Below are 22,391 nucleotides of genomic sequence, written 5' to 3'. Positions count from 1 at the left end.
GCCGCCGCCACAAACGCCCCGCCCAAAAAATGAATCATCGCTGTCGGACGGTCTGGCACCACCAGCCAATTTCCGCCCAGTTCTCGCCATTCCATAGGTAAAGAAGGGTGAAGCTCTCTCTCATGGTAGACGATGTGGCAGCGGGTGGGGGGATAGGAAAGGGATCAGTAGCTCCATCTCTCTGTCCCCCGCTTGCTCTCGATCCCCCGCTCGGCTCAAATAGCCTGCAACAAAAACACCAGCCCCACGCCTGCGATCGCCAGGCCAGGCAGGGTCAGCGCTCTAGCCCGTTCGGCCGTGCGGCGCAGCAGACGATCGCCCAGCCATCCCGCTCCCAAGGCGATCGCCGCCTGAATCAGCGTGAAACCTAGCAGATAGGCGGACAGGGGCGACGGCGTTGCACCAATGATTGACTCGCCGTAGGCATAGCCGTGAAATACCCCTGCCAAAATTCCAAAGGCGATCGCCCCGCTCAGAGGTAGTGTCTTTCGCAGCCCCAGCCCCAGCCCGATCAGGAACACCGACAGCGCAATGGCAATTTCAACGGCGGGCAAATCCACTGAATTCAGGTGCAGGGTCGTGCCGCCTAGCGCTGCCAGCAAGAAGCTGATAGGAAACAGCAGTCCCCAGCCTTGCTTTGCCGCCAGTAGCCCAATCGCCACCACAAATGCAAAGTGATCCAGCCCGATGACGGGATGGGCTAAGCCAGACAAAAACCCTTCCAAAAAAGTTTTGGGCGTTTCGCCTCCCGTGGCGTGGTGCGCTAAGGCTGGTTCAGCACAGAGCGCCATCCCTGCTAGTAGGAGCAGTGCGCCGCTGCGCCAGTCCGCTCTAGGTTTGCTGGCCGGAACGGTTCGCCGATCGCGCGCTCTGGGCGATTTCGGGAATTTCCGGGTTCTGGTGATGCTTGCCTTCATGTCTGTACCTCGCAGAGTCTAAATTGGCAAAATGGCGCATCGGCGGGCATCCTGACTGGTCGGGCGGGGTGTCTTACCCAACTTCACAGTTGCGGGACAGCGGCAGACTTGCACTGCACTTTCCCCAATCGGCGCGATCGCCAATCTCCAAAGGCTGTTCCCCTTTGAGAGCCGATGAGCGACTGAAATCATAGCACCGTTTGTAGGAGCAAACGCGCAGAGTCACGAATGTTCAAGGAACTGGGCGCTTGCAGCCATCCAAAATCGCCAATCTAAAACCAACCAAACCTACGCACTGGCGATAGGCTCTTTGGGTTTTGACAATTTCTCACGGGCTGCGCCCGCGAGAAATTGTCCAACTGCGTAAGTCCTAACCAATCCAAAATCTCAAATTCAGTCGGCAACCGAAACGATCGCCCCCTGTTGGGCCATCGACTGGGAGAGCGCTTCGAGAACCGCCACCAACTCGACACCAACTTCGCCCGACGACAGGCTGGAGGGGCGATCGCCCTGCACACAGTCCACAAAATGTTCGCAGGCGCGGCGCAGTGGTTCTTCGCGGGAAACGGCGATCGCCCGTCGCTCTTGGGCCGTGGGCAAGAATTGTCTGTCTTGCTGCATCAGCGCTCCAGTTTGCAACACCAGCGAATCGGTCGCCATTTCGTCAAAAATTAGCGAGGCGCGATCGCCCACCACGCTCAGCCGCCGCTGTCGGTCGGGATTGAGCCAGCACACCTGGAGCGTCGCCTGAAATCCGCTGGGATAAAACAACCGCGCCCAGACTAGATCAGATACTCCCGATCCTCCCGATCCTCCCGATTGCACTGCCGTTTTTGCCTGGTTTGTTTCCTGGGCGATTGCCCCAAGCTGTGGGGTTAGCGCAGGCTGCAACCAGACCGTCCCCCAGGCTTGCCCCTGCACGGGTCGCGCTCCCAGCCAGTGGTTAAAAATGGCAATATCGTGAATTGCCAGATCCCATAGCGCATCGACATCGGAGCGCACTGGGCCGAGGTGCGTCCGGCTGCTGCTGCCATAGCGCACCTGCCCAAGTAGCCCTTGCTGAACGAGCGATCGCCCCGCTTGCACGGCTGGGTGAAACAAATAGGTGTGATCTACCACCAGCCGCCGTCCTTGCGCTGCCGCCAGTTGGCACAGTTCCCGCCCCTCGGCAGCGCAGAGCGTCAGGGGCTTTTCTACAAATCCGTGTAGCCCTCGGTTCAGCGCGGTTCGCAGGAGTGCTGCATGGGTGCTGGCGGGTGTGGCGATCGCCACGGCATCTACCCCGTCCAGATCGAGCGTGGCCGCCCAATCCGTGAGGGCAAGAACGGCGGGCGTGCGATGTGCTAGCCCAAGCTGGCTCACCGCAGTTTGCAGACGGGTGGTGCTGGGATCGGCGATCGCCACCACGCGCACCCCCGGCAGCGCCAAAAAATTTCGCAGCAGATGCATTCCCCACCGCCCCAGCCCCAAAATCACAATGCCCACTGACGGTAAATCCTGGGCTGCGTCTACGTTGCTCACATTTTTCGCTCACATTATTTTGCTTACACTTCGCTCAAACTTTTTGCTCAGATTTCTTGCTCAAATTTTTTGCTTACACTTTTTGCTCGCATTTATTCTGAATTTTCGGGTCTGGCTAAGACATTGATCCATCTCGCCTGCTCTTTTCCGCCAATTTATTTGCTCATTTGCTAATGATTCGCCTAATTTGCCAATCTAGCTTGCTTACTCTGCAAACTCGCATCCTCCGATAGGTCTTACACCGTCTTCTGTCTAGGTCTTACACCGTCTTCTGTCAATGTTGCGGAGCGATGACCCCTGCCAACCCACTTTTTTCGGCTTTGAGCCACAATAGGGAAGTCGGGATGAGCCGACGGGCTGTATCCTGATGAAGTCTATTGCTGAGTTGACAGAAGTAGGTGCTATGAGCCGCCGTCGTCAGACCCCCTGGCTGCATCGCCAGTCTCGCAAGATTATCGGAGCGATCGCCCTACTGGGTGCGCTAAACACTGCCTATCTCACCGCGACTCGGCTGTTTGGTGGCGAGGCAGCCTGCCCCACTAGCGGCTGTCAGCAGGTGCTTTCTAGCCCCTACGCCACGCTGTTTGGGCAACCGTTGGCGCTGTTTGGGCTGCTGGCCTATCTGGGCATGGCGGCGTTTGCTTTTGCGCCGCTGCTGGTCAATCCCGACCAAAACAAGACCCTGCGAACCAGTTTGGATAACACGACCTGGCTGCTGCTGTTTGCAGGCTCCACCGCCATGCTGGTATTCAGCGGCTACCTGATGTACATCATGTTTTCCGAGTTCGTGGTGCCCTTCGGCGCTGCGGGCATCTGCGTCTATTGCATTGCATCAGCGCTGTTTGCCCTGGCTATGTTCTTGCTGACGCTGTTTGGGCGAGCTTGGGAAGATGTGGGACAGCTTATTTTTACCGGGATCTTAGTCGGTGTGGTGGTGCTAGTAGGTTCTCTGGCTTGGCACAACATCATTAAAACGCCGCCCAGTGAGGTCGTGGACGGGCCATCCGTGCCGCCTGTAACTACCGTTTCGGGGCAGGCAGAGGTTGAACTGGCTCGCCACCTGAAGCGCATTGGCGCGAAGATGTTTGGTGCTTACTGGTGCCCGCATTGCCACGATCAGAAGCAACTCTTCGGTCAGCCTGCCGCCGCTGAGATTCCTTACATCGAATGTGCGCCAGACGGAGCGAACTCCCAGACTGCCCTGTGCCGCGCCACGCCGCAGGTGACGGGCTATCCTACCTGGGAAATCAACGGACAATTTTACTCTGGCACCCAAACGCTGGAGCAACTGGCCAAGGCTTCTGGCTATCAGGGCCCGACCAACTTCCAGATTTCTCCATAGGGGCGCTGTCCTATTTCGATTTTGAATTTTGGATTTGCGATTTTGGATTGCTAGCCGAGCTTGTTGAGGTTTTCTAGCAGTTTCATTCGTAGCACCACTCAGGAGAATTGATATTCAAGGGCCGGTTTTCAAGGGCTGGTTTAAGGCTGAGCATCTGCCCCCCTTAGTCCTCCTTGGGGACGAAAGGGGGGGAATCTTTATCCTGTTCCTCTGGAACTGTACCTCTGGAACTTTACCTCTGGAACCTTGTACCGTTAGTCCCCCACGCCTGACCCTTTGCCCTGCCAGCGAGACAGCAGTTTTTCTAGCTCAATCCAAACAAAGAGCAGTAGGCTGAATCCAAGACAAATCAGCAGTTCCAGGGGGCTGAGGATTTGGGTGCCAAAGAAGTTTCGCAGCGGCTCGACGTAGATTAGCGCTAGTTGCAGCAGGCTGGTAAAGACGACGGAGGTGAGGACGTAGGGATTGGAGAAGGGGTTGAGTTCTAGGGTTAGGCGGGTGTTGGAGCGAATAGCCAGGGCATGACCCATCTGGGCCAGGCATAGGGTAGTGAAGACCATTGTCTTCCAGCGATCGGGGTCGCCGGGGGTGGTTTGGGCGAGGTGATAGCCGACGACCATTTGGGCGATCGCAATAATAGACAGCACCACGCCGATGCGGATCATGTAGGTGCCTAATCCTCGTGCAAAAATGCTCTCTTTGGAATCGTGGGGCGGGCGACTCATGACGTTGGGTTCCGCAGGTTCTACTGCCAGCGCCAAGGCGGGCAGTCCATCGGTGACCAGGTTCATCCAAAGGATTTGCAGGGGCGTGAGGGGCACACCGCCAAAGGCAAACAGCGGCGATGCGGCAATGGTAATCACTTCGCCGATATTGGAACCCAGGATGTATTTGATAAAGCGGCGAATGTTAGTGTACACCACGCGCCCTTCTTCCACCGCAGAGACGATGGTGGCGAAGTTATCGTCCAACAGCACCATGTCGCTGGCTTCTTTGCTGACATCGGTGCCCGTGATGCCCATTGCAATGCCGATATCGGCGCGCTTCAGCGCGGGGGCATCGTTCACGCCATCGCCCGTCATGGCGACGATGTGGTGCCGCCGCTGAAGCGCCTGCACGATTTTCAGCTTATGCTCTGGGGCCACGCGGGCATAGACGCTGACCCGCTCGACGTGGGCTTCCAGTTCTTCTGGGGTGCAGTGTTCCAGATCGGGCCCGGTCAGCACTTCATCGCCGGGTTGGGCAATGCCCAGGTCTTCGGCGATCGCCCGTGCAGTGAGCTGGTGGTCGCCTGTAATCATGACGGGGCGAATTCCGGCGGAGCGACAGCGGGCCACGGCCTCGCGTGCTTCGGGGCGGGGCGCGTCTAGCATGTCCACCAGTCCCAGCCAAATCAGCCCTTGCTCGGTTTCCTCGGCGCTGTCTTCGGTGGGCAATGCTTCTAGGGGACGGCCGGCAAACCCTAGCACCCGCAGTCCTTTGCTTGCCAGGTGATTGTTTTGCTGCAAGATTTGCTGACGGCAATCGCCGCTGAGTGGCTCCACAGTGCCCTTGACATACACAAACTGGCAGCGCTCCAGCACCAGTTCTGGAGAGCCTTTGCAAAACAGGAGTAGGGAGGAGGACGGCAGGAGCAGCGGGGCGATCGCACCCATCGCATCTGTGGTCGTTCCACCCCCTGCCTGTTTGACCATGACGCTCATGCGCTTGCGCTCGGAGGTGAAGGGAAACTCACCCAGGCGCGTCCAGGCATAGCTCAACTGATGGCGATCGAGGCCAGCTTTGGTGGCAGCCACTAGCAGTGCGCCTTCGGTGGGGTCGCCCAGGATGCACCAGTCGCCGTTTTCCTTTTGCAGCGCAGCGTCGTTGCAGAGAAGGCCGGCCGTCAGCAGGGCGATCGCCTCTGGGTGGTGCCGAGCGTCAATCGGCTGCCCGTTTAGCAAAAACTCGCCCTCCGGCGTATAGGCGTGGCCGGTGACGCTGAGGGAGCAGGAGTGTTGGTGAATTCCCTGCACCACCATCTTGTTTTGGGTCAGGGTCCCCGTTTTGTCGGAGCAGATCGTGGTGACAGAGCCGAGGGTTTCTACCGCAGGCAGCTTGCGGATCAGGGCATGGCGGCGCACCATCCGCTGGGTTCCTAGCGCCAGCGTTACCGTAATCACGGCGGGCAAGCCCTCTGGCACAACGGCCACTGCCATGCTCAGCGACACCTCCACCAGTTCCCGCAGCTTGCCCCATCCGGCCACCAGCAGCCCCAAGACAACGACCACTGCCACCAGTGACAGAGACCCCGTGACCAACGCCTGACTGAGCTGATCCATCCGCTGCTGCAAGGGCGTTGGCTCGGCCTCGACAGATTGCAGCAGGGTGGCAATTTTGCCGAGTTCAGTGCCCATGCCGGTTTGGGTGACGATGGCCACGCCGCGCCCCTGCACAACCTCGGTTCCCTGATACACGCAATTGAGGCGATCGCCCAGGGGCGTATCTTCTGACAGGTCTGCGGAGACCCGTTTGCAGACGGCCTGCGCCTCGCCCGTCAGCGCTGCCTCCCGCACTTGCAGGCTGGCTTCCTCCAACAGGCGACCGTCCGCCGCGACCTGCACGCCTGCCTCCAGCAGCATGATGTCCCCTGGCACCAGTTCCCCAGCGCTCACCTCCTGTACGCGCCCATCGCGCACCACGCGCACTCGCGGCGAGGCCATATTTTTCAGGGCGGCCAGCGCTTTTTCGGCACGACTTTCTTGCACATAGCCCAGCAAGCCATTCAAAAACACGATCGCCAAAATCGCCACGGTGTCTTTGAACGGAATGTCGTTAGACTTGACCCGTCCTGCTTGCATGTCCATCAGATCCATCACGCCGGAAATGATCGCCACCGCAATCAGCATGATCAGCATGATGTTTTTGAACTGATCCAGCAAGATTGCCCAGTTGCTCCGGCCGCCTGTGTCTTCCAGTTCGTTTGGGCCAAATTGGCGCTGGCGTTCGGCGACTTGCTCCGACGTGAGGCCCAACTGGCGATCGCTCTGCAACTGCTCCAACACCTTTTCAGCAGGCAGCAGATGCCAGCGGGTGGCAGGAGAGACAGAGCCAGGGTCAGAAATAGTCATTTAGGTTGAGAGTTTGAGAAAATCAAATGTTTTAAGGTAGGTTAAACGCTGCGAACCAGCCTCGAATGGTACTGCGACCTGCCAGCCAATCCGTTATGGATTTCAGGCAGAGATTTTAGGCAAAGATTTTAGAAATTGAACACCGCTCGCAGCATTTGTGCAAGCGGTGTATCAACATCCAGGGTAGGTCTCTGGAGCGGGAATTGAGTATGGGAAAGGCGTTAAGTTTTCAAACGAAAAGGATGCCAAAAATCAAGTTTTGCTACGCAATCGAAACCTTCCAGACGGAATCTAGATGGAACGTCATCAGGAATGCCTCAAAGCAGCTTCCCGGCGCAAGTTAGAGAATAGAGCGGGTTAAGGAACAGAGCGGGGCGATCGCCCTCCTGTGGAAAGATACAGCAGCGCTTCGTAGGCCCAGTGGTCGGGTGGCACATCGGAAAAGGGCAGCACAGGACGCTGAGCGTCGATTTGTCCAATGGAGTCTTGCCTGAGCGAGTCTGGCCCAATGGAGTCTTGTCCAATGGCATCCGAATGAGCATCGCTGGACGGAGCGGGCACGGGAGTCAGCGGCTGCAATGCTGGAAAGCCCTGCGGGTCAGAAATTGCTGGAGACGCTGGGCTAAGCTCAATCTGGACGGGAATCGAAGCAGACGGCTGGCGATTTTGGGCCTGCTCTTGGGCCTGGGCAAGCGGGACAAAACTAGCCCATGCAGCTAGGCTAGAAGCGATTGATACACTCGCCCAGGTTGCCGCCGCAGCAAGACGGAAATGCTTTGGAAACGGGCGATCGCCAGCAAGCGGGTTCACAGCAGCTTGATCTACCAACTGACTTACCAACTGATTTACCAACTGACTTACCAACTGATTTACCATTGGCTTCACCATACGCTGTCCTTTCTGTCTCAATTTCTTCTGTCTCAGCTTCAGACACGGAATCCTTTTAATCGTATCTTGTCCAACTTATGACTGTGGAATCTATTGCCATGTCAACGCCTCCCAAAACCCTTCTCATTACGGGCATCAGCGGTTTTTTGGGATGGCATATCTACCAGGCGACCCGCGCCAGTTGGACGGTCTACGGTACGTACCAAACCCGGCCCGTGTCCTTGGCCGATGCGAACACGCTGGCGCTGGATCTCACGGACTGTGCTGCCCTCCAGCAGGCATTCCAGGAGATTCGCCCGGATGCAGTGATCCACACAGCCGCCCTGTCTCAGCCCAACGCCTGCCAGACCCAGCCCGAATTGTCCCGCCAGATTAACGTCCTCGCCAGCCTAAACCTGGCTAGCCTCTGCGCCGATGCGGGCATTGCCTTTGCCTTCACCTCCACCGATCTGGTGTTCGACGGACACCACGCGCCCTATCGCGAAGCCGATCCGGTCTGTCCCCTCAGCCTTTATGGAGAGCAAAAGGCAGAAGCCGAAGCCGGAATCCTGAGCCGCTATCCAAAGGCTGCCGTTTGCCGGATGCCGCTGACGTTTGGCGCTGCGCCCACGGCCCCTAGCTTCTTGCAGCCGTTTTTGCAGAAGCTGCGCGATGGTGAGGCGCTGCGCCTGTTTACCGACGAGTTTCGCACGCCCATCAGCGGCCGCGACGCAGCAAAGGGACTGCTGATGGCGCTCGACAAGGTTCAGGGTCTGGTTCACCTGGGCGGGCCAGAGCGGCTGTCTCGCTATGAATTTGGGCTACGGATGGCGGCGGCGTTTGACCTTTCCCCTGACTCGATCAGCCCGTGCAAGCAGGCGGATGTGCCCATGCCCGCCCCGCGTCCGCTAGACGTGTCGATGGATAGCAGCTACGCCTTTAGCTTGGGCTATGCGCCGGGGGGCGTGCTGGAGGAGTTGCGGGCATTGGCTTAGGGTGGTTCTACTACTCCATGACTCGAATTGCGGCGGCGCTCATGCCGGATAGGGTGAAGGTCGCCTGGCCGTTGGGCTGAACGGTGATGGGCGTGGCGCAGGTGGTGGGGTTGGACGCACTGGGCTGGAGCAGGTCGCAGTAGCGGCCGGGGGGCAGGCTGGTTTGAAAGGTGTGGGTGAGGGGCTGGGATTCTCGGTTGATCACCACAAAGGCGCGATCGCCCCGTCCAAAGGCAATCTGGTTTTGCCCGTTGCTCCACCAGTCCACCAGGGGCGCATCGCCGGCCGCGTTGCGAAACTGCACCATTTGCACCAGGGGCGATCGCCGATGTTCGCAGATCCAGCCGTCGGCGCAGGTTGCAGCGTTGGGGCTGAGGGGCGATTGCGTGTTGCCTTCGGCATCGGCGGGGGGCCCTTGGTCGCCATCTGAAAAGTCGTAGCTCGACATCACCAGCGGCTTGCCGTAGGGATGGGCCAACATGAACACATTGGCCAGGTCGTAGAGCGGCCCGTCCTTGTAAGTGAGGTAGTTGCCGCCGCCCCCGTGACCCCGCTGCTTGTCGTGGTTGTCGATGAAGACCACCGCCTTTTCGCTAGGAACGAATCCCCAGCCCTCGCCCAACGTTTCTAGCTGCGCCAGGGTTTGCCCGTCGAGTCCAGCAAACTTTTCGCTCACGACTCGTCCATACTCAAACTCGAACACGTCCCCAGAGGCGTAGTATTCGCCCTTTTTCACGGCTTCGGTGCCGGGGTCGATCACTTCCTGATAAATGAAGAGATCAGTCAGGGTCTTGCCCGCTTTCTGTTCTGCCAAGACCTGCTCAAGCTGGGTCAGAATGCCATCCAGGTCGCGGGCATTGATATGTTTAGCAGCGTCGATCCGAAAGCCGTCGATGCCCAAACTGACCAAATCGGCGAGGTATTCTGCGATCCGCCGCTGCACGTAGGGCGTGCTGGTTTTCAAATCAGCCAACCCCACCAGTTCGCAGCCCGTCACCTCGTCGTAGTTCTGGTAGCTCTCGATGTTGCGGCGACAGTCGTTGAAGTCTTGTGGCTGGTAGATGCCAGGATAGTCGTATTTGGTAAAGACTGACCCGGCACTGCCGATGCCCTGCTCGACCCCGGCCATGTGGTTGATCACCGCATCGGCGTAGACCTTGACCCCGGCCGCATGGCAGCGGCGAATCATGGACGCAAGCTGAGCGCGATCGCCACTGCGACTTTGCAGCCGATAGCTGACGGGCTGATAGCGCTGCCACCAAGGAAAGCCCCGCTCCGGTAAGACGACGTGTTCCTGGGGGGGCGAAATTTGCACGGCGGCGTAGCCGTTTGGGCCCAAAACCGTTTCGCATTCCTGGGCAATGTCGTCCCAGCGCCACTCAAACAAATGCACCATCGCCGCCTGGGACGGGCGTGATTTGATCATCTCTGCATCTTCGACCGCAGCGGCTCGGCCTGTGGGGCGGGCACAACCCGTCATTAACAGTGCCGTCAGCGCGAGTAGAGAGGCACCAAGGGTAAACGGATGTCGCATTTTGAAATGAGCGTGTGCAAAACAAATGAATTTAGTAAAAAGGTCGAGATGCTTGATGGATGCGCCCTCAGAGTGCCCAAAAAGCGGGCATTTTTCCCGCAGTAAGAATCTCAGTAAGAATTTCGGCAAGAATTTCAGTAAGAATTCCGGCAAAAATTCCGGCAAAAATTTCAGCCTCATGTTCGATCTGCCTTACCCACCTCCATTCTGCCCTGTTGGCCAGTGGGCTGTCTGTTTCATAGATTCGGTCAGCGGTTTACTCAGAAAGTAGAAAAAGCCACACGCTGGAGGGCGGCGGCCTGGGGTTGGCTGAATATTGACTGCTAGATATTTACAGATGTGGGGATAGGCGCTGGATCTCTACTGGATCTCTACTGGATCTTTACTGGATCTTTACTGGATCTCAGTGCTACCTCGATCTACTGCATCCAAATATTCTACATCCAAATATTTTTGAGACTCTGGCTAAACTGAATCAGCCGCTTGGTTGTCCATTCTTCGTCGCTGGTTTTGGGCGGGACGGTGCGCGGTTCGACCGCATCCATCGACAGACCTTGAGATAAATTTTTCCCTAAATTGAGCAGTTGCTCTGCGGTGGGCAGAGATGTATGGCGCTTGCGGCGAAACCCTCGAATTGTCATCGTAAACCTTCCTCTGTGGCAGCACCCTTGACGGCACTTTTGGTGGCACTTTTATTCAGTGATGAATAAGTGAGAAGCAGCGGCGATCGCCCAAATCCCTTTCCCTAGCCTTTTAACCGAGGCGCGGAACTAGCCAAGGCGCGGAACAATGGGCAAAACCCACTAGGGCGATCGCTCAGGCTTGGGTCAAGGTGCCTCGAACGAAGCCTGTGCGCTGCGATTCCTTAGCACTTCATTGTAAAGTGCGCTACAAAACGTAGTGCCGATATTTTCAAAAGTATTAAGGATTACCAGCAGCAGGCGTTGCTCTGGGTGTTTCTGGTGTTTCTTTGGGGGTTTCTCTAACCCTTGGGTTCAGCCATTGCTATCGCTGCTGTTGCGCGGGTCGAGGGCATCGCGCAGCCCGTCGCCCAGCAGGTTAAACGCCAGCACCGTCAGCACGATGAGAAATGCCGGGGCCCAAACCAGCCAGGGTTGCAGCACCAAAATCGACGCATTGCTGGCCAGGGACAGCATATTTCCCCAGGAGGGGTCGGGCTGCTGAATGCCGAGTCCCAGATAGCTCAGCACGGCTTCTGCCAGGATGAAGCTGGGAATCGCCAGGGTGGCCGTAATAATCACATAGGTTGCGGTCTGCGGCAGGACGTGGCGCAGGATGATGTAGAGCGATCGCCCGCCCATCGCCCGCGCCGCCTGCACAAAAGAGCGTTCTTTAATTGACAAGACCTGCCCGCGAATTACCCGCGCCAGCCCCGCCCAACTGACAAACGAGGTGATCAGCGTAATCAGCAGAAACCGCTGGGCATTGGTCAACCCCGGCGGCAGCACCCCCGCCAGCGTAATCAGCAGGTAAATGCCGGGGATGGTCATCAGCACTTCGGCAAAGCGCATCAGGATGGAATCTGTCCAGCCGCCAAAGTAGCCAGAGATGCCGCCAATCAGCAGCCCCAACGGGAAGGAAATGAGAATCCCCACCAGTCCGATCGACAGGCTAATGCGGCTGCCGTGAATGAGCCGACTGAGTTGGTCGCGGGCTGCTTCGTCAGTGCCCAGCAGGTTCAGCCGACCGGGGCCAACCGTGCCAAACAGGTGGCGATCGCCCGGAATTCCCGGCAAAATTTCCTTCTCCTGGAACTGCGGATCGGTCAGCGAAAACCGCGTCGGCAGCGGCAGCTTTAGGTTGAGGAATCGGTAGGGGTCGCCTTTGACAAATAGACGAATCGGCGACGGCTGGCTAAGGTCTCGCGAAAGCTGGCGATCGCCCGTCTCCAGATCTACCGCGCCCTGGGTGGTGGGATAGACGTGGGGGCCAAGGAACTGACCCTGGGGCGATCGCCAAAACACCTGCGTCGGCGGCAGCAGCGAGCCATCCGTCTGCGACACGTAGGGATCATAGGGAGCAAAAAACTCTGCCCCAATCGCCACCAGATACAGCAATAGCAGCACCAGCGCCCCATAGCGGGCTAGCGAGTTTCTCTTGAGCTTTTGCCACCAATTCATGCGTTTTGCCCTTCGGACAGCCTTTGAATCCCCATGATATAGCAGGGACAAAGGGGTTAGGGGTCAGAAAATCGGGATGATTCTGCCCAGTCCACTGGCTTAGTTGGATTCTCTAACTTGTTACAACAAGTGATGGCAACCTGCTATAGTAAGAGCGTGATGACTTGTTGTGACAAGTTGTGTGACAAGTTGTGTGACAAGTCAGGTTTGCGTCTAGACGCTATCTTCAGACTAAGAATTTCCTCGAATTGTTCATCTGAGCCATTCATTCAAAAGGCAGGGATCATGGGGTTTTCACAAGAAACGCTGGAATTGGGCAAGGCTGAGGGGGCGATCGCCCCTTGCCGCGAGGTTGCGTCAAATGCCCGACAGGTCTTGTCTACCGAAGAACTCGCCGCGCTGAACCAGCGCTCGACGTGGCAAGGGCTGTGGCAATTGGGCAAGCATCTGGCCGTGATGGCAGTCAGCGGCACACTCTGGGCCACGCAGATGCAAAATCTGCAAAATTTGCAAAATTTGTGGGTGGCGCTGCCAGCGCTAGTGGTCTACGGTTTCAGCCTGTCCTCAATGTTTGCGGCGATGCACGAATCGGTTCATCGGACGGCCTTTGCCAGCAATCGGCTCAACGATGTCATCGGCTGGCTGGCTGGGCTGCTGTCGTTTTACAACGGCACGTTCTATCGCCGTTATCACAAATGGCACCACCGCTACACGCAAATTCCTGGCAAAGACCCCGAACTCAGCGACCCCAAGCCGCAGACCCGGCGCGACTATTGGCTAGAAGTGAGCGCAATTCCCTGGTGGATTGGCAAGGTGAAAACGCACCTGAAAATTGCCGCCGGAAAGGTGCAGGACTATCCCTTTTTGCCAGAGAGCGCCTATGCCGACGTGATTCGCTCGACGCGGGTGCAGTTGGGTGTATACGCAGGGGCGATCGCCCTCTCCATTCTCCTCGGACATCCCGCTGCCGTTTTCCTTTACTGGGTGCTGCCTCTGGCGGTGGGTCAGCCGATTCTCCGCGCCATTTTGCTGGCAGAACACACCGGCTGCACGAACGACGACAACCCGTTTACTAACACGCGAACAACGCTGACCACGTTCCCCATTAAGCTCTTGATGTGGAATATGCCCTTTCATGCAGAGCATCATCTCTATCCCTCGATTCCGTTTCATGCGCTGCCGGCTGCCTATGAACGTTTGTCGGAACGCTGGAGATACGTTGAGAAGGGCTACATTCGAGTCAACCAAAACATTATCGCGGCTCTAAAAACTGCTGCTGAATAGCTAAATCAGTGACCCGATCGGGAATTCTGCCATGAATGCTGCTGCGAACGGCGATGCACAAACTTTTGTGATGAAAGATTACACGCTTCAGTGTGGCGCAACGCTGCCGGAAGCGAAGATCGTATATCAAACCTATGGAACGCTAGCGGGCGATCGCCGTAATGTCATCCTCTATCCCACGTCCTACGGCGCACAGCACCCCGACATTGAGTGGCTGATCGGGCGCGATCGCATTCTCGATCCAGAGCGCTGGTTCATTGTCATTCCCAATATGTTCGGCAATGGGCTATCCAGTTCCCCCAGCAATGATCCCCATTGCAAACTCAGTGAGTCGGGCTTCTGGTTTACCCACTGGGACAACGTGCGGGCGCAGGAACAGTTGCTCCGCGAGGTGTTTGGCGTGGAAACCCTGGCGCTGGTCTACGGCTGGTCGATGGGAGCGCAGCAGGCCTATCACTGGGGCGCGCTCTATCCTGAACGGGTGCAGCGAATTGTGGCGCTCTGCGGCACGGCCCGCACGACGGAACACAACCAGATTTTCTTGCACAGCCTGCGGACTGCGCTGACGGCTGATCCCACTTGGACGGGCGATCGCTTTGAGGGGGTTCCCGATCGCGGCTTTCGCGCCTTTGCCCGCATCTACGCCAGTTGGGCCGCGTCGCAAGCTTTCTACCGCGAAGGGCTGTATTACCCACTGGGCTATACCTCGCTGGAGGATTACTTGCTGCGCGGCTGGGAGGCGGGCTATCGCAAGCGCGACCCGCACAATTTGCTGAGCATGATTGACACTTGGCTGCGCTGCGACCTGGGCAACAATCCGGTCTATCAGGGCGATTATGAAAGGGCGCTGGGTGCGATTCGAGCAAAAACCTGGGTGATGCCCGCAACAACGGATCTCTATTTCACGCCGGAAGACTGCGAAGCTGAGGCACGGCTGATTCCAAATGCGGAATTCCGCCCGATTCCCTCAATTTGGGGACACCGGGCGGGAAATCCGTATTATAATCCGGCGGACGAGGCGTTTATCCGTCAGGCAGTTTCGGACGCGCTAGCAGATGCGCTGACGGATGGCTGATGCCAGCGGAAGCCGCTATCCGCGCATCATCCGCAGTTTGCCAAACTCCCAGCGGGTCTGGGGTAGCGGCGCGGCCCATTGCAGCACTTTTTCCATCAGCCACGGCGCAAATCGCTGTCCCCAAAGGGCGAGATGGCTCTGCCAGCCGACGAGAATCTCGCTGCGGCCCCGCGACAGTCCGCGAGTGAGTGCCTGAGCGACCTGCTCTGGGGTCATGGGCAAAATCCAGCGAAACCAGCGGAGATTTCGCACCATGTCGGTATCAGTCAGGGATGGCAGCAGAGACACGACCCGGACATTGTGCCCCGCCAGCTCACCCCGCAGCGCCTGCGTAAAGCCGAGAATGGCGAACTTGGTTGCCGAGTAAGTTGCCATCGTGGGCGCGGCCAGCTTACCCATGAGGCTAGAGACGTTGACAATCATGCCTTCGCGCTGGGCCACCATGCGGCGGGCAATCAGGCGCGTAATGGTGTACATACCGACTAGGTTGATGGCGATTTCTTCTTGCACCTGGGGCAGGCGGGATTGCAGGAATGGGGCCTGATGCGCCACGCCCGCACAGTTTACCAGGCAGTGAATCGGGCCGTGGTCGCGCCACGCTTTGGCTACGGCGATGCTGACTTCCGCAGGCTGGCTCAAGTCCAGCGGCAGGGCGATCGCCTCTACGCCCAGTGCTTGCAATTCGTCGGCTAATTCGGCCAACCGCTGGCGATCGCGGGCCACCAGCAGCAGCCGCTTTGCACCCTGATGGGCAAATTCCAGGGCGATCGCCCGTCCAATGCCGCGAGAGGCTCCGGTAATTAGAGCAGTCTTTCCGTAAATCGTCGTCATTACAAAGCCTCCAGTCTTGAAGACTCGCCGCCGAGCAAACGCCACCCATCGCGCCGGGTCTGCTTGCGGCGAGTGAGTGATCCAAATCGGTTTAGTCAGAAGTTTGGGCTTAGTCAGGAGCTTGAAGGAGTCCGAAACTGAGAAGTTATCTTACTCAGTTAAGCAATCGAGTGAAGCAGGAAATCCTGAATGTCCTGGAATGAAGTTCAGGTGAATGGCGCGGCCGCGCCCAGCGTTTGTAGATTTCACAAAGTTCGCAAACACAAGTTCGCAAATACAAGTTCGCAAATACAGGTTCGCAAACACAGGTTCGCAAACACAGGTTCGCAAATACAAGTTCACAAAGAATAGTTCAGGAATTTGCCAGAGAAACCAAGAGAGATGGCTAAGCGACCTGGACCTCATTGATTGATTTTGGAATCGATCTGGATACACGAGACAGACCGTAAACCGGATGAGAATCGGATGCTACCGAATCCATTAATTGAGTCCAGCGTTGAAGGGAACTGTCCATCTCATCAATCCAGCAGAGAACGCGATGACGCGGCTGCAAAGCATTGATGAGAGCATTGCCCTGCAAAGCTGACGAACCAGCTAGAGTCATGACGTTCCAAAGCATACGCACAGAGTTTGTCAAGAAAAATACACACAGCCTGGTCGATTCTGAGAACCGGACGAAGATGGATTCATGCCAGTTTCAGCACTTTCCTGATCCTTCGGCAGGAATTATAGGACGAATCTCGAACCAACTCTAGACAGATGTGATTGATCGAGCGATGCAAATTTATCGAGAACGGAAAAGTATCAACATTTGGAATAGCGCTATCCATCAGTCGATATGCACACGTTAGCAGCGGGATCAAGCGGCTGCAACATTTATTAGTGAAAATCCGCAATCTTTACATTTTGAAATACTAGCACTCAGGAAGGGCGATCGCCCCTCAGTGCTGCCGAGATGCCGATGGCTCGACTTCTTCTCCAGCGCACCGCTGCAACGGGTGTCCCTTAATTTCTGAGAACGAGCCAGGTTGGGTTCGCTTCCTGATGGGCAATCGTTAAAGTTTGTAGCCGCAGAAATTTTTGATGGCTGTTCTTCCCCAAATAAAAAATTAGTCGCAAAAAAACGCACCTGGTTTCCCAGATGCGCCTAAATGAATTTAGGTGATTGGTTGCGGTTGAGAAATTAGGCGATCGCCCCTTCTGGCGCTTTCACCTGACTCAACAGGTCTTTCAGGGTTTCGCCCTCGATCACCTCTGTTTCCAGCAGCTTCGTGGCAATGGTTTCCAACAGATCCCGGTTGTGCTTGAGGATGTCAAGCGCTTTTTGGTGAGCGGTTTCGACGATATCCTTGACTTCTTTGTCAATGGCTTCGGCGGTTTGTTCGCTGACCATGCGGCGGGGGTTCATGTCGCCCCCCAGGAAGCTGGTTTGCTGCCCCTGCTGATAGGCGAGCGGCCCCAGCACTTTGCTCATGCCGTAGGTCGTCACCATGCGCTCGGCCAGGTCGGTGGCCCGCTGGAGGTCATTCGATGCGCCAGTGGTAATGCTGCCAAAGATGATTTCTTCGGCAGAGCGGCCGCCCAGCAGTGTGGCGATTTGTCCCAATAGCTCGGCTTCGCTCAGCAAGAAGCGGTCTTCCGTCGGCAGTTGCAGCGTGTAGCCCAGCGCCGCCATGCCGCGGGGCACGATGGAGATTTTTTCCACTTTGTTGCTGCCGGGCATCACTGCGCCCACCAGCGCATGGCCGACTTCGTGGTACGCCACAATCTTCTTTTCCTGGTCATTGAGGACGCGGCTCTTTTTCTCCAGACCCGCCACCACGCGCTCGATGGCCTCGGCGATGTCTTCCTGGGCGACGGCTTCGCGGCCGTTGCGAGCGGCCAGCAGCGCCGCCTCGTTGATCAGGTTGGCCAGGTCGGCTCCGGCAAATCCGGGTGTGCGAGTGGCGATCGCCTTCAAATCCACATCTGGGCCCAGCTTCACGTCCTTGGCGTGAACCTCCAGGATGGCCAGCCGCCCTTGCAAATCTGGGCGATCGACCAGCACCTGACGGTCAAACCGGCCGGGCCGCAGCAGCGCCGGATCGAGGGTTTCGGGGCGGTTCGTCGCAGCCAGCACAATCACCGTCTGATCCCCCGCGTTAAAGCCGTCCATTTCCGTCAGCAATTGGTTTAGCGTTTGCTCACGCTCGTCGTTGCCGCCGTAGAAGCCGCCCGTGGCGCGAGATTTGCCAATCGCGTCTAGCTCGTCGATGAAGATGATGCAGGGAGCCTGCTTCTTTGCCTGCTCGAATAGGTCGCGCACGCGGGAGGAACCCACGCCGACAAAGAGTTCAACAAACTCCGACCCGGAAATGCTGAAGAAAGGCACACTCGCTTCGCCTGCCACCGCTTTGGCCAGCAGCGTTTTCCCGGTTCCCGGCGGGCCGACCAGCAGCACACCCTTGGGAATCCGTGCGCCGATTTGAGTGAACTTGCGAGGATTTTTCAGAAATTCAACAATTTCCTGTAGCTCGGTTTTGGCTTCTTCCACACCTGCTACGTCAGCAAAAGTGACCTTGTTTTCGTCCCCTTCTACGTAGACTTTGGCGCGGCTCTTGCCGATGGACAGCACGCCTTGGCTGCCGCCGCCCGCCCCTCGCGACAAGAAAAACTGCCAGATGGCAACGAAAATCAGCGGCGGAATCACCCACCCCAAAATGTTAGACAGCCAGCCGTTGCGCGGCGGTGGAATAGCGGCAAACTCAACGCCGTTTTCTTCTAGCAGCGAAGGCAGCTTTAGGTCAAAAATGGGCGTAGTTGCCAAGATCTGTCCCTCTTCTGCGGGAGGAACGGGCTTGAGCTGATAGCGGATTTGCTCTTGGCCGATGTAGGCGCGGGCGACTTCGCCTTCGCTGACCTGATGAATAAACAGACTGTAGGGAACCTGAGGAATTTGAGGCCCTAGCAGCCCAGGGAGGAGAATATTTGCTAGTAAAAATAAACTAGACACCAGCAGCAAAATGTTGCCGATGACGCGCGATCGCGGGGCTTTGGGCTGGTCTTTAATCGGCATTTGACAATGCTCCTTATTGACGGACAGAACGGACAAATAGAGAAAAGCCCCTGAATGGAAGGGCCCTTAGAACGTGGAGCGGATAGTACAAAAAATCTCTAGCTTTTTTATTTTAAAGGTTTATGAAGAACCTGAGAGATAGAAACTGGAAAGGGGCACACCGGAATGTGCCCCCCAAAATGGCGAAATACCCGAACTTGTCAAACTGAACTCGTTAAACTCAAGCGGTAAACTCAGGCGGTCAAGCGGTTTCCAGCCAGTCAAAAATGCGGTCGAGCTGTTCTAGCGTAATTAGCCCGTATTGCCACAAGATCATCGGCAGCAGGTTCGAGTCTTGCTCTGGCTGTTTAAGGGCGATCGCAATTGACTCGGTTGGAATGGAGAGTTCCTCCCGCAGAAACTTAATGAGCCTGGCTTGAGTTGTGGATTCGTTCGTCATAGTATTCGCCATATTATTTGCCATTTAGGGTGTGTGACACAAAGAAACGTAGTCTTTTTGTTAACTTTTGCAACAATCTTTCAGGATTGATGTTGAAGATTATAGCGATAATCTCACCTTGCGTCCCCACCAAAAGGATTACTTCACTTAACTTTGTCGATATTTCATGGGGCGGATTCTTGTTTCCGGGGCTGTCCAGGCATTCTCAGATGTTGGCGGACTGTAGCGGATTGTGGGGGGTTGTAGCGGATAGGCTGCCTCAAAAATGAGAATTGCCCCAAAGCTGGTTTAGGAATCGCTGTGAAACGTCTCTGTCGGGCAACGAGCGTGTGGCTCATCCGGCCCAACAATGCTGTAAGACACGTTGGATGATTGATGCAATGAGTCTGTCAGGATACGCACTGGTTCACGATGGAGGAACTGAGCCACTCTCCAAGTCCCCTGGATTGCTGGCAAGGCGGCGCGTGCGTGTGGGGATCTAGGGATAATTTGACCGTGTAAGCTCTGTCTGTCGTAAATCCACAATCAATACTGATAGGACTGACGCAGTTGGACAATTTCTCGGAGGCGCAGCCCGCGAAAAATCGTCCAAAACCCAGAAAACTTCGCAAGTGCGTAAGTCCTGACTGAAATCAATACTGAGCAATGGTGCTTGAGGACTGCCCAGCCTTATGAAATGGATTGATAATTTGCCTCGGTGGGTGACCTGGGGACTGGCGCTGCCGCTGGTCGTGATAAACGGCTGGGCGCTGCTGGTGGTAATGGACTACTTTCGGCAGCTTCTGACAATTTTTGTGGGGGCGAACCTGCTGGCATTTGTGCTGAGCTATGCGGTGCGCTGGCTTCAGCGGCGGGGGCTATCGCGCGATCGCGCGATTTTGCTGGTGCTGCTGGCGACCCTGTTTCTGCTGCTGGTGCTGGCGGTCACGCTGATTCCGATTCTCCTTGACCAAATTAATGGGCTGGTCACCAAACTGCCTGCCTGGATCGAATCGGGCAACCAGCAGTTTCAGGATATGCAGCGCTGGGCCACAGCGAGACGGCTTCCGGTAGACCTGATCGATTTTGTGGCGCGGCTCCAGGAGGCGCTGGTGGCCCAGCTTCAGCCGCTCAGCAGCGGTGTGTTGGGGCTGGGCATTGGGCTGGCGGGCAGTGCGCTGGATTTTGTAATCACGATCGCCCTCACGTTTTATCTCTTGCTGCACGGTGAGACGCTGTGGGCCGGCATTCTCCGCTGGCTGCCAGGTTCTCAGGGAGGACAATTGAGGCGATCGCTCCGCCAGAGTTTCCACAACTATTTCAGCGGTCAGGCGACGCTGGCGCTGGTCATGGGGCTGTCGATGATTACGGTTTTCCTGCTGCTACAAGTGCCGTTTGGGCTGCTGTTTGGGCTGGCGGTGGGCGTGATGACGCTGATTCCGCTGGGCGCACCGCTGAGCATTTGCCTGATCAGCTTTTTGGTCGGGCTGGGCAGTTTTTGGGTGGGTGTCAAGATGCTGGCGGTAGGGATTGTGGTGGATCAGGCGATTGAAAATGCGATCGCCCCCCGTCTCCTCGGCCGCTTTACGGGTCTAAATCCTGCCTGGGTCATTGTGGCGCTGCTGATTGGGGCCAGGGTGGCGGGCGTGCTGGGAATTTTAATGGCCGTGCCCACCGCAGGGTTTGTGAAGTCGCTCCTGGACCTGTCTCGGATGGAGGAACCCAAGGAGCTTTATTGACTGAACGATTCCACTAAACGCCTAATCCAGCTAAACGCCCAATCCAGCGCGGGGATTGAACGTTTCAATTTGCCGCAGTTTGTCGTAGAGTTCGCGCTCCTGGGGACTGAGGTCTTTGGGAACCTGGATGGTGATTTCCACGATCTGATCGCCACGCTTGCCGTCAATGGGATAGCCCTTGCCTGCCAGCCGCAGCTTTTGCCCTGCTTTCACGCCGGGAGGAATCACCATTTTCACCAGCCCATCCAGCGTCGGCACTTCAATCGCTCCCCCCAGCACCGCTTCGCTGGGCGTTAGGGGCAGCAGACAGTAGATATCTGCCCCGTCCAACTGATAGAAGGGGTGGGGCGCGATTTCGATGCGGAGAAACAGGTCGCCGCCAGACACGCCTTGCCCCTTGAGGCGAATCTTTTGCCCGGTGAGCATGGCGGCAGGCATATTCACTTCGAGCGATCGCCCATCTTCCAGGCGAATCCGCTCGCGCCCGCCCGCAAAGGCCTTTTCCAGCGGCACAGTCAGCCGGGCCTCGGCGTTGCGTGGCGTGGCACGGGGAACCGTGTAGGTGGTTTTGGTGGTGCCGGGGCGGTAGGGATCGCGATCGCGCGGTGGGGTTCGCGGGGCGGCGGGTTCCTCATTGCGGCGGTTCAGCAGTTGATCTACGAAGCTGTTGAAGTCGCGAAACTGGCTAAAGTCCACCTCCTCAGGGCTGCGGCTGGCGGTGCGGCTATTCCAACTGCGGGACTTGGGTGTTGCGCCACTCTGAAAGCCACCCTGCTTCCAGAAGCGGCTGAACTGGTCATACTGCGCCCGCTTACTGGCATCCGACAGAACTTCGTAGGCCTCGCCAACGTCCTTGAACTTTTCCTCTGCTTCCTTGTCGCCAGGGTTCAAGTCGGGGTGATATTGCCGCGCCATCCGCCGATAGGCCTTTTTGATTTCCTCAGCCGTGGCGGTTTTGGGAATTCCGAGAATTTGATAGTAATTCCGAAAATTCTGCATCCGGTCTCCTACAGCCATTCGTCTTCTTCCTCATCCCAAATGCCCCGGCTGCGGGGAATCTCGCCAGTTTGGGGGCGGCGACGGGGAGTGTCGTCGCTGGGGCGACCCGTGGGACGGTTATATTCTGGCTTGTCTAGCGATTCGTCTTCGTCGGTTGGTGCTTCAGCGGTCGGGTCCTCCCAGTCTCCTGCTGGTTCGCGACGGGGGCGCTTGGGCGCGTCGTCCCACGGATCGAGACTGATGGAGTCGCGGCTGTCTGAGTCAAAACTGCCAGAGTCTGAAGTCCGCAGGTTCAGTCCTTGTCGCTCCGAGCGGCTGCGATTTTCTGGGCTGCGGTTTTCTAAGCTGCGGGTTTCTGGGCTGCGATTCTCTGGGCTGCGGGCTTCTGGGCGGCGATTCTCGGAGAAATCATTCTGCGAAGCGCCCATTTCGCGTCCAGATTCTCGTCCCATCTCGCGGGTTCCAGCTTCGCGGCCGCGGCTGGGTCTGTCGTCCCAGCGATCGCCATTGCTGCGGGGACGGCTTTCGAGGAGGTCTGGGTCGCGGCTGCGGTCGGCGGCCTC

Annotated in this window: 18 protein-coding genes and 1 riboswitch; of the genes, 5 read left to right on the top strand and 13 right to left on the bottom strand. The window is 57.2% G+C overall.

From position 1 onward, the window contains the following. The 3 genes from IGS51_RS21830 to IGS51_RS21820 form a co-directional block, all read right to left on the bottom strand. Positions 1 to 95, bottom strand: a 95-nt coding sequence (locus IGS51_RS21830; RefSeq protein WP_297080952.1) for a DUF1350 family protein, incomplete at its 3' end; no start/stop codon positions are given. Between the two features lie 120 nt (positions 96 to 215). Continuing rightward, positions 216 to 791: a HupE/UreJ family protein gene (locus tag IGS51_RS21825; RefSeq protein ID WP_297080948.1), complete on the bottom strand. Its 576-nt coding sequence runs from the start codon at positions 789 to 791 to the stop codon at positions 216 to 218. A gap of 149 nt (positions 792 to 940) precedes the next feature. Beyond that, positions 941 to 1,077: riboswitch (cobalamin riboswitch) on the bottom strand. Between the two features lie 233 nt (positions 1,078 to 1,310). Continuing rightward, entirely contained in the window at positions 1,311 to 2,438 is a 1,128-nt protein-coding gene (locus tag IGS51_RS21820; RefSeq protein ID WP_297080946.1) for a Gfo/Idh/MocA family oxidoreductase, read from the bottom strand. Between the two features lie 403 nt (positions 2,439 to 2,841). Between IGS51_RS21820 and IGS51_RS21815 the strand changes: the two genes are divergently transcribed. Continuing rightward, a complete protein-coding gene (locus IGS51_RS21815; protein ID WP_297080945.1) occupies positions 2,842 to 3,780 on the top strand; it encodes a vitamin K epoxide reductase family protein in 939 nt (312 codons plus the stop codon). Between the two features lie 254 nt (positions 3,781 to 4,034). On the opposite strand, the gene IGS51_RS21810 is transcribed toward IGS51_RS21815, so the two are convergent. Both IGS51_RS21810 and IGS51_RS21805 read right to left on the bottom strand, forming a co-directional pair. After that, positions 4,035 to 6,890 (bottom strand): cation-translocating P-type ATPase, encoded by a 2,856-nt coding sequence (locus tag IGS51_RS21810; RefSeq protein ID WP_297080943.1) that lies wholly within the window; start codon positions 6,888 to 6,890, stop codon positions 4,035 to 4,037. 357 nt (positions 6,891 to 7,247) lie between these two features. Further along, positions 7,248 to 7,700, bottom strand: coding sequence for a hypothetical protein (locus tag IGS51_RS21805; RefSeq protein ID WP_297080942.1), 453 nt, complete (start codon positions 7,698 to 7,700; stop codon positions 7,248 to 7,250). Between the two features lie 176 nt (positions 7,701 to 7,876). Between IGS51_RS21805 and IGS51_RS21800 the strand changes: the two genes are divergently transcribed. Then, entirely contained in the window at positions 7,877 to 8,752 is an 876-nt protein-coding gene (locus IGS51_RS21800; RefSeq protein WP_297080941.1) for an NAD(P)-dependent oxidoreductase, read from the top strand. A gap of 10 nt (positions 8,753 to 8,762) precedes the next feature. On the opposite strand, the gene IGS51_RS21795 is transcribed toward IGS51_RS21800, so the two are convergent. The 3 genes from IGS51_RS21795 to IGS51_RS21785 form a co-directional block, all read right to left on the bottom strand. Further along, complete coding sequence (locus tag IGS51_RS21795) at positions 8,763 to 10,286, bottom strand: alpha-amylase family protein (protein WP_297080939.1); 1,524 nt, start codon at positions 10,284 to 10,286, stop codon at positions 8,763 to 8,765. A 437-nt stretch (positions 10,287 to 10,723) separates the two neighbouring features. After that, a complete protein-coding gene (locus IGS51_RS21790; RefSeq protein WP_297080937.1) occupies positions 10,724 to 10,927 on the bottom strand; it encodes a hypothetical protein in 204 nt (67 codons plus the stop codon). A 354-nt stretch (positions 10,928 to 11,281) separates the two neighbouring features. Next, positions 11,282 to 12,427: an ABC transporter permease gene (locus IGS51_RS21785; RefSeq protein ID WP_297080935.1), complete on the bottom strand. Its 1,146-nt coding sequence runs from the start codon at positions 12,425 to 12,427 to the stop codon at positions 11,282 to 11,284. 285 nt (positions 12,428 to 12,712) lie between these two features. Between IGS51_RS21785 and IGS51_RS21780 the strand changes: the two genes are divergently transcribed. Both IGS51_RS21780 and IGS51_RS21775 read left to right on the top strand, forming a co-directional pair. After that, the gene (locus IGS51_RS21780; protein WP_297080933.1) at positions 12,713 to 13,711 is read left to right on the top strand and encodes a fatty acid desaturase family protein; all 999 of its coding nucleotides are present in this window, start codon (positions 12,713 to 12,715) and stop codon (positions 13,709 to 13,711) included. A gap of 31 nt (positions 13,712 to 13,742) precedes the next feature. Beyond that, positions 13,743 to 14,786, top strand: coding sequence for an alpha/beta fold hydrolase (locus IGS51_RS21775; RefSeq protein WP_297080931.1), 1,044 nt, complete (start codon positions 13,743 to 13,745; stop codon positions 14,784 to 14,786). A 15-nt stretch (positions 14,787 to 14,801) separates the two neighbouring features. Here the strand turns inward: IGS51_RS21775 and IGS51_RS21770 are convergent, their stop codons facing one another. From IGS51_RS21770 to IGS51_RS21760, 3 genes are all read right to left on the bottom strand, one after another. Beyond that, positions 14,802 to 15,617: an SDR family oxidoreductase gene (locus IGS51_RS21770; protein WP_297080929.1), complete on the bottom strand. Its 816-nt coding sequence runs from the start codon at positions 15,615 to 15,617 to the stop codon at positions 14,802 to 14,804. A 1,183-nt stretch (positions 15,618 to 16,800) separates the two neighbouring features. Further along, entirely contained in the window at positions 16,801 to 18,672 is a 1,872-nt protein-coding gene (ftsH4, locus tag IGS51_RS21765) for an ATP-dependent zinc metalloprotease FtsH4 (RefSeq protein ID WP_297080928.1), read from the bottom strand. A gap of 241 nt (positions 18,673 to 18,913) precedes the next feature. Then, on the bottom strand, positions 18,914 to 19,111 hold the full coding sequence (locus IGS51_RS21760) for a DUF2949 domain-containing protein (RefSeq protein WP_172354216.1): 198 nt from the start codon (positions 19,109 to 19,111) through the stop codon (positions 18,914 to 18,916). A 671-nt stretch (positions 19,112 to 19,782) separates the two neighbouring features. Between IGS51_RS21760 and IGS51_RS21755 the strand changes: the two genes are divergently transcribed. Next, positions 19,783 to 20,829 (top strand): AI-2E family transporter, encoded by a 1,047-nt coding sequence (locus IGS51_RS21755; protein WP_297080925.1) that lies wholly within the window; start codon positions 19,783 to 19,785, stop codon positions 20,827 to 20,829. Between the two features lie 30 nt (positions 20,830 to 20,859). Here the strand turns inward: IGS51_RS21755 and IGS51_RS21750 are convergent, their stop codons facing one another. Together IGS51_RS21750 and IGS51_RS21745 are read right to left on the bottom strand one after the other, a co-directional pair. Continuing rightward, complete coding sequence (locus tag IGS51_RS21750; protein ID WP_297080950.1) at positions 20,860 to 21,828, bottom strand: J domain-containing protein; 969 nt, start codon at positions 21,826 to 21,828, stop codon at positions 20,860 to 20,862. Positions 21,829 to 21,836: 8 nt separating this feature from the next. Next, positions 21,837 to 22,391 (bottom strand): hypothetical protein (locus IGS51_RS21745; RefSeq protein WP_297080924.1); only part of this gene is annotated, 555 nt, incomplete at its 5' end.

This window comes from Thermoleptolyngbya sp. M55_K2018_002, assembly GCF_015295965.1.
Taxonomy (GTDB): Bacteria; Cyanobacteriota; Cyanobacteriia; order Elainellales; family Elainellaceae; genus Thermoleptolyngbya; species Thermoleptolyngbya sichuanensis.
This window is presented reverse-complemented; position numbering and strand designations above follow the sequence as displayed.

What these genes read in the sequence shown, in the direction of transcription:
- IGS51_RS21825 (WP_297080948.1), bottom strand. Translation starts at nt 791, where the DNA reads ATGGCGCTCTGTGCTGAACCAGCCTTAGCGCACCACGCCACGGGAGGC.
- IGS51_RS21815 (WP_297080945.1), top strand. Translation starts at nt 2,842, where the DNA reads ATGAGCCGCCGTCGTCAGACCCCCTGGCTGCATCGCCAGTCTCGCAAG.
- IGS51_RS21810 (WP_297080943.1), bottom strand. Translation starts at nt 6,890, where the DNA reads ATGACTATTTCTGACCCTGGCTCTGTCTCTCCTGCCACCCGCTGGCAT.
- IGS51_RS21800 (WP_297080941.1), top strand. Translation starts at nt 7,877, where the DNA reads ATGTCAACGCCTCCCAAAACCCTTCTCATTACGGGCATCAGCGGTTTT.
- IGS51_RS21795 (WP_297080939.1), bottom strand. Translation starts at nt 10,286, where the DNA reads ATGCGACATCCGTTTACCCTTGGTGCCTCTCTACTCGCGCTGACGGCA.
- IGS51_RS21790 (WP_297080937.1), bottom strand. Translation starts at nt 10,927, where the DNA reads ATGACAATTCGAGGGTTTCGCCGCAAGCGCCATACATCTCTGCCCACC.
- IGS51_RS21785 (WP_297080935.1), bottom strand. Translation starts at nt 12,427, where the DNA reads ATGAATTGGTGGCAAAAGCTCAAGAGAAACTCGCTAGCCCGCTATGGG.
- IGS51_RS21780 (WP_297080933.1), top strand. Translation starts at nt 12,713, where the DNA reads ATGGGGTTTTCACAAGAAACGCTGGAATTGGGCAAGGCTGAGGGGGCG.
- IGS51_RS21775 (WP_297080931.1), top strand. Translation starts at nt 13,743, where the DNA reads ATGAATGCTGCTGCGAACGGCGATGCACAAACTTTTGTGATGAAAGAT.
- IGS51_RS21770 (WP_297080929.1), bottom strand. Translation starts at nt 15,617, where the DNA reads ATGACGACGATTTACGGAAAGACTGCTCTAATTACCGGAGCCTCTCGC.
- ftsH4 (WP_297080928.1), bottom strand. Translation starts at nt 18,672, where the DNA reads ATGCCGATTAAAGACCAGCCCAAAGCCCCGCGATCGCGCGTCATCGGC.
- IGS51_RS21760 (WP_172354216.1), bottom strand. Translation starts at nt 19,111, where the DNA reads ATGACGAACGAATCCACAACTCAAGCCAGGCTCATTAAGTTTCTGCGG.
- IGS51_RS21755 (WP_297080925.1), top strand. Translation starts at nt 19,783, where the DNA reads ATGAAATGGATTGATAATTTGCCTCGGTGGGTGACCTGGGGACTGGCG.
- IGS51_RS21750 (WP_297080950.1), bottom strand. Translation starts at nt 21,828, where the DNA reads ATGCAGAATTTTCGGAATTACTATCAAATTCTCGGAATTCCCAAAACC.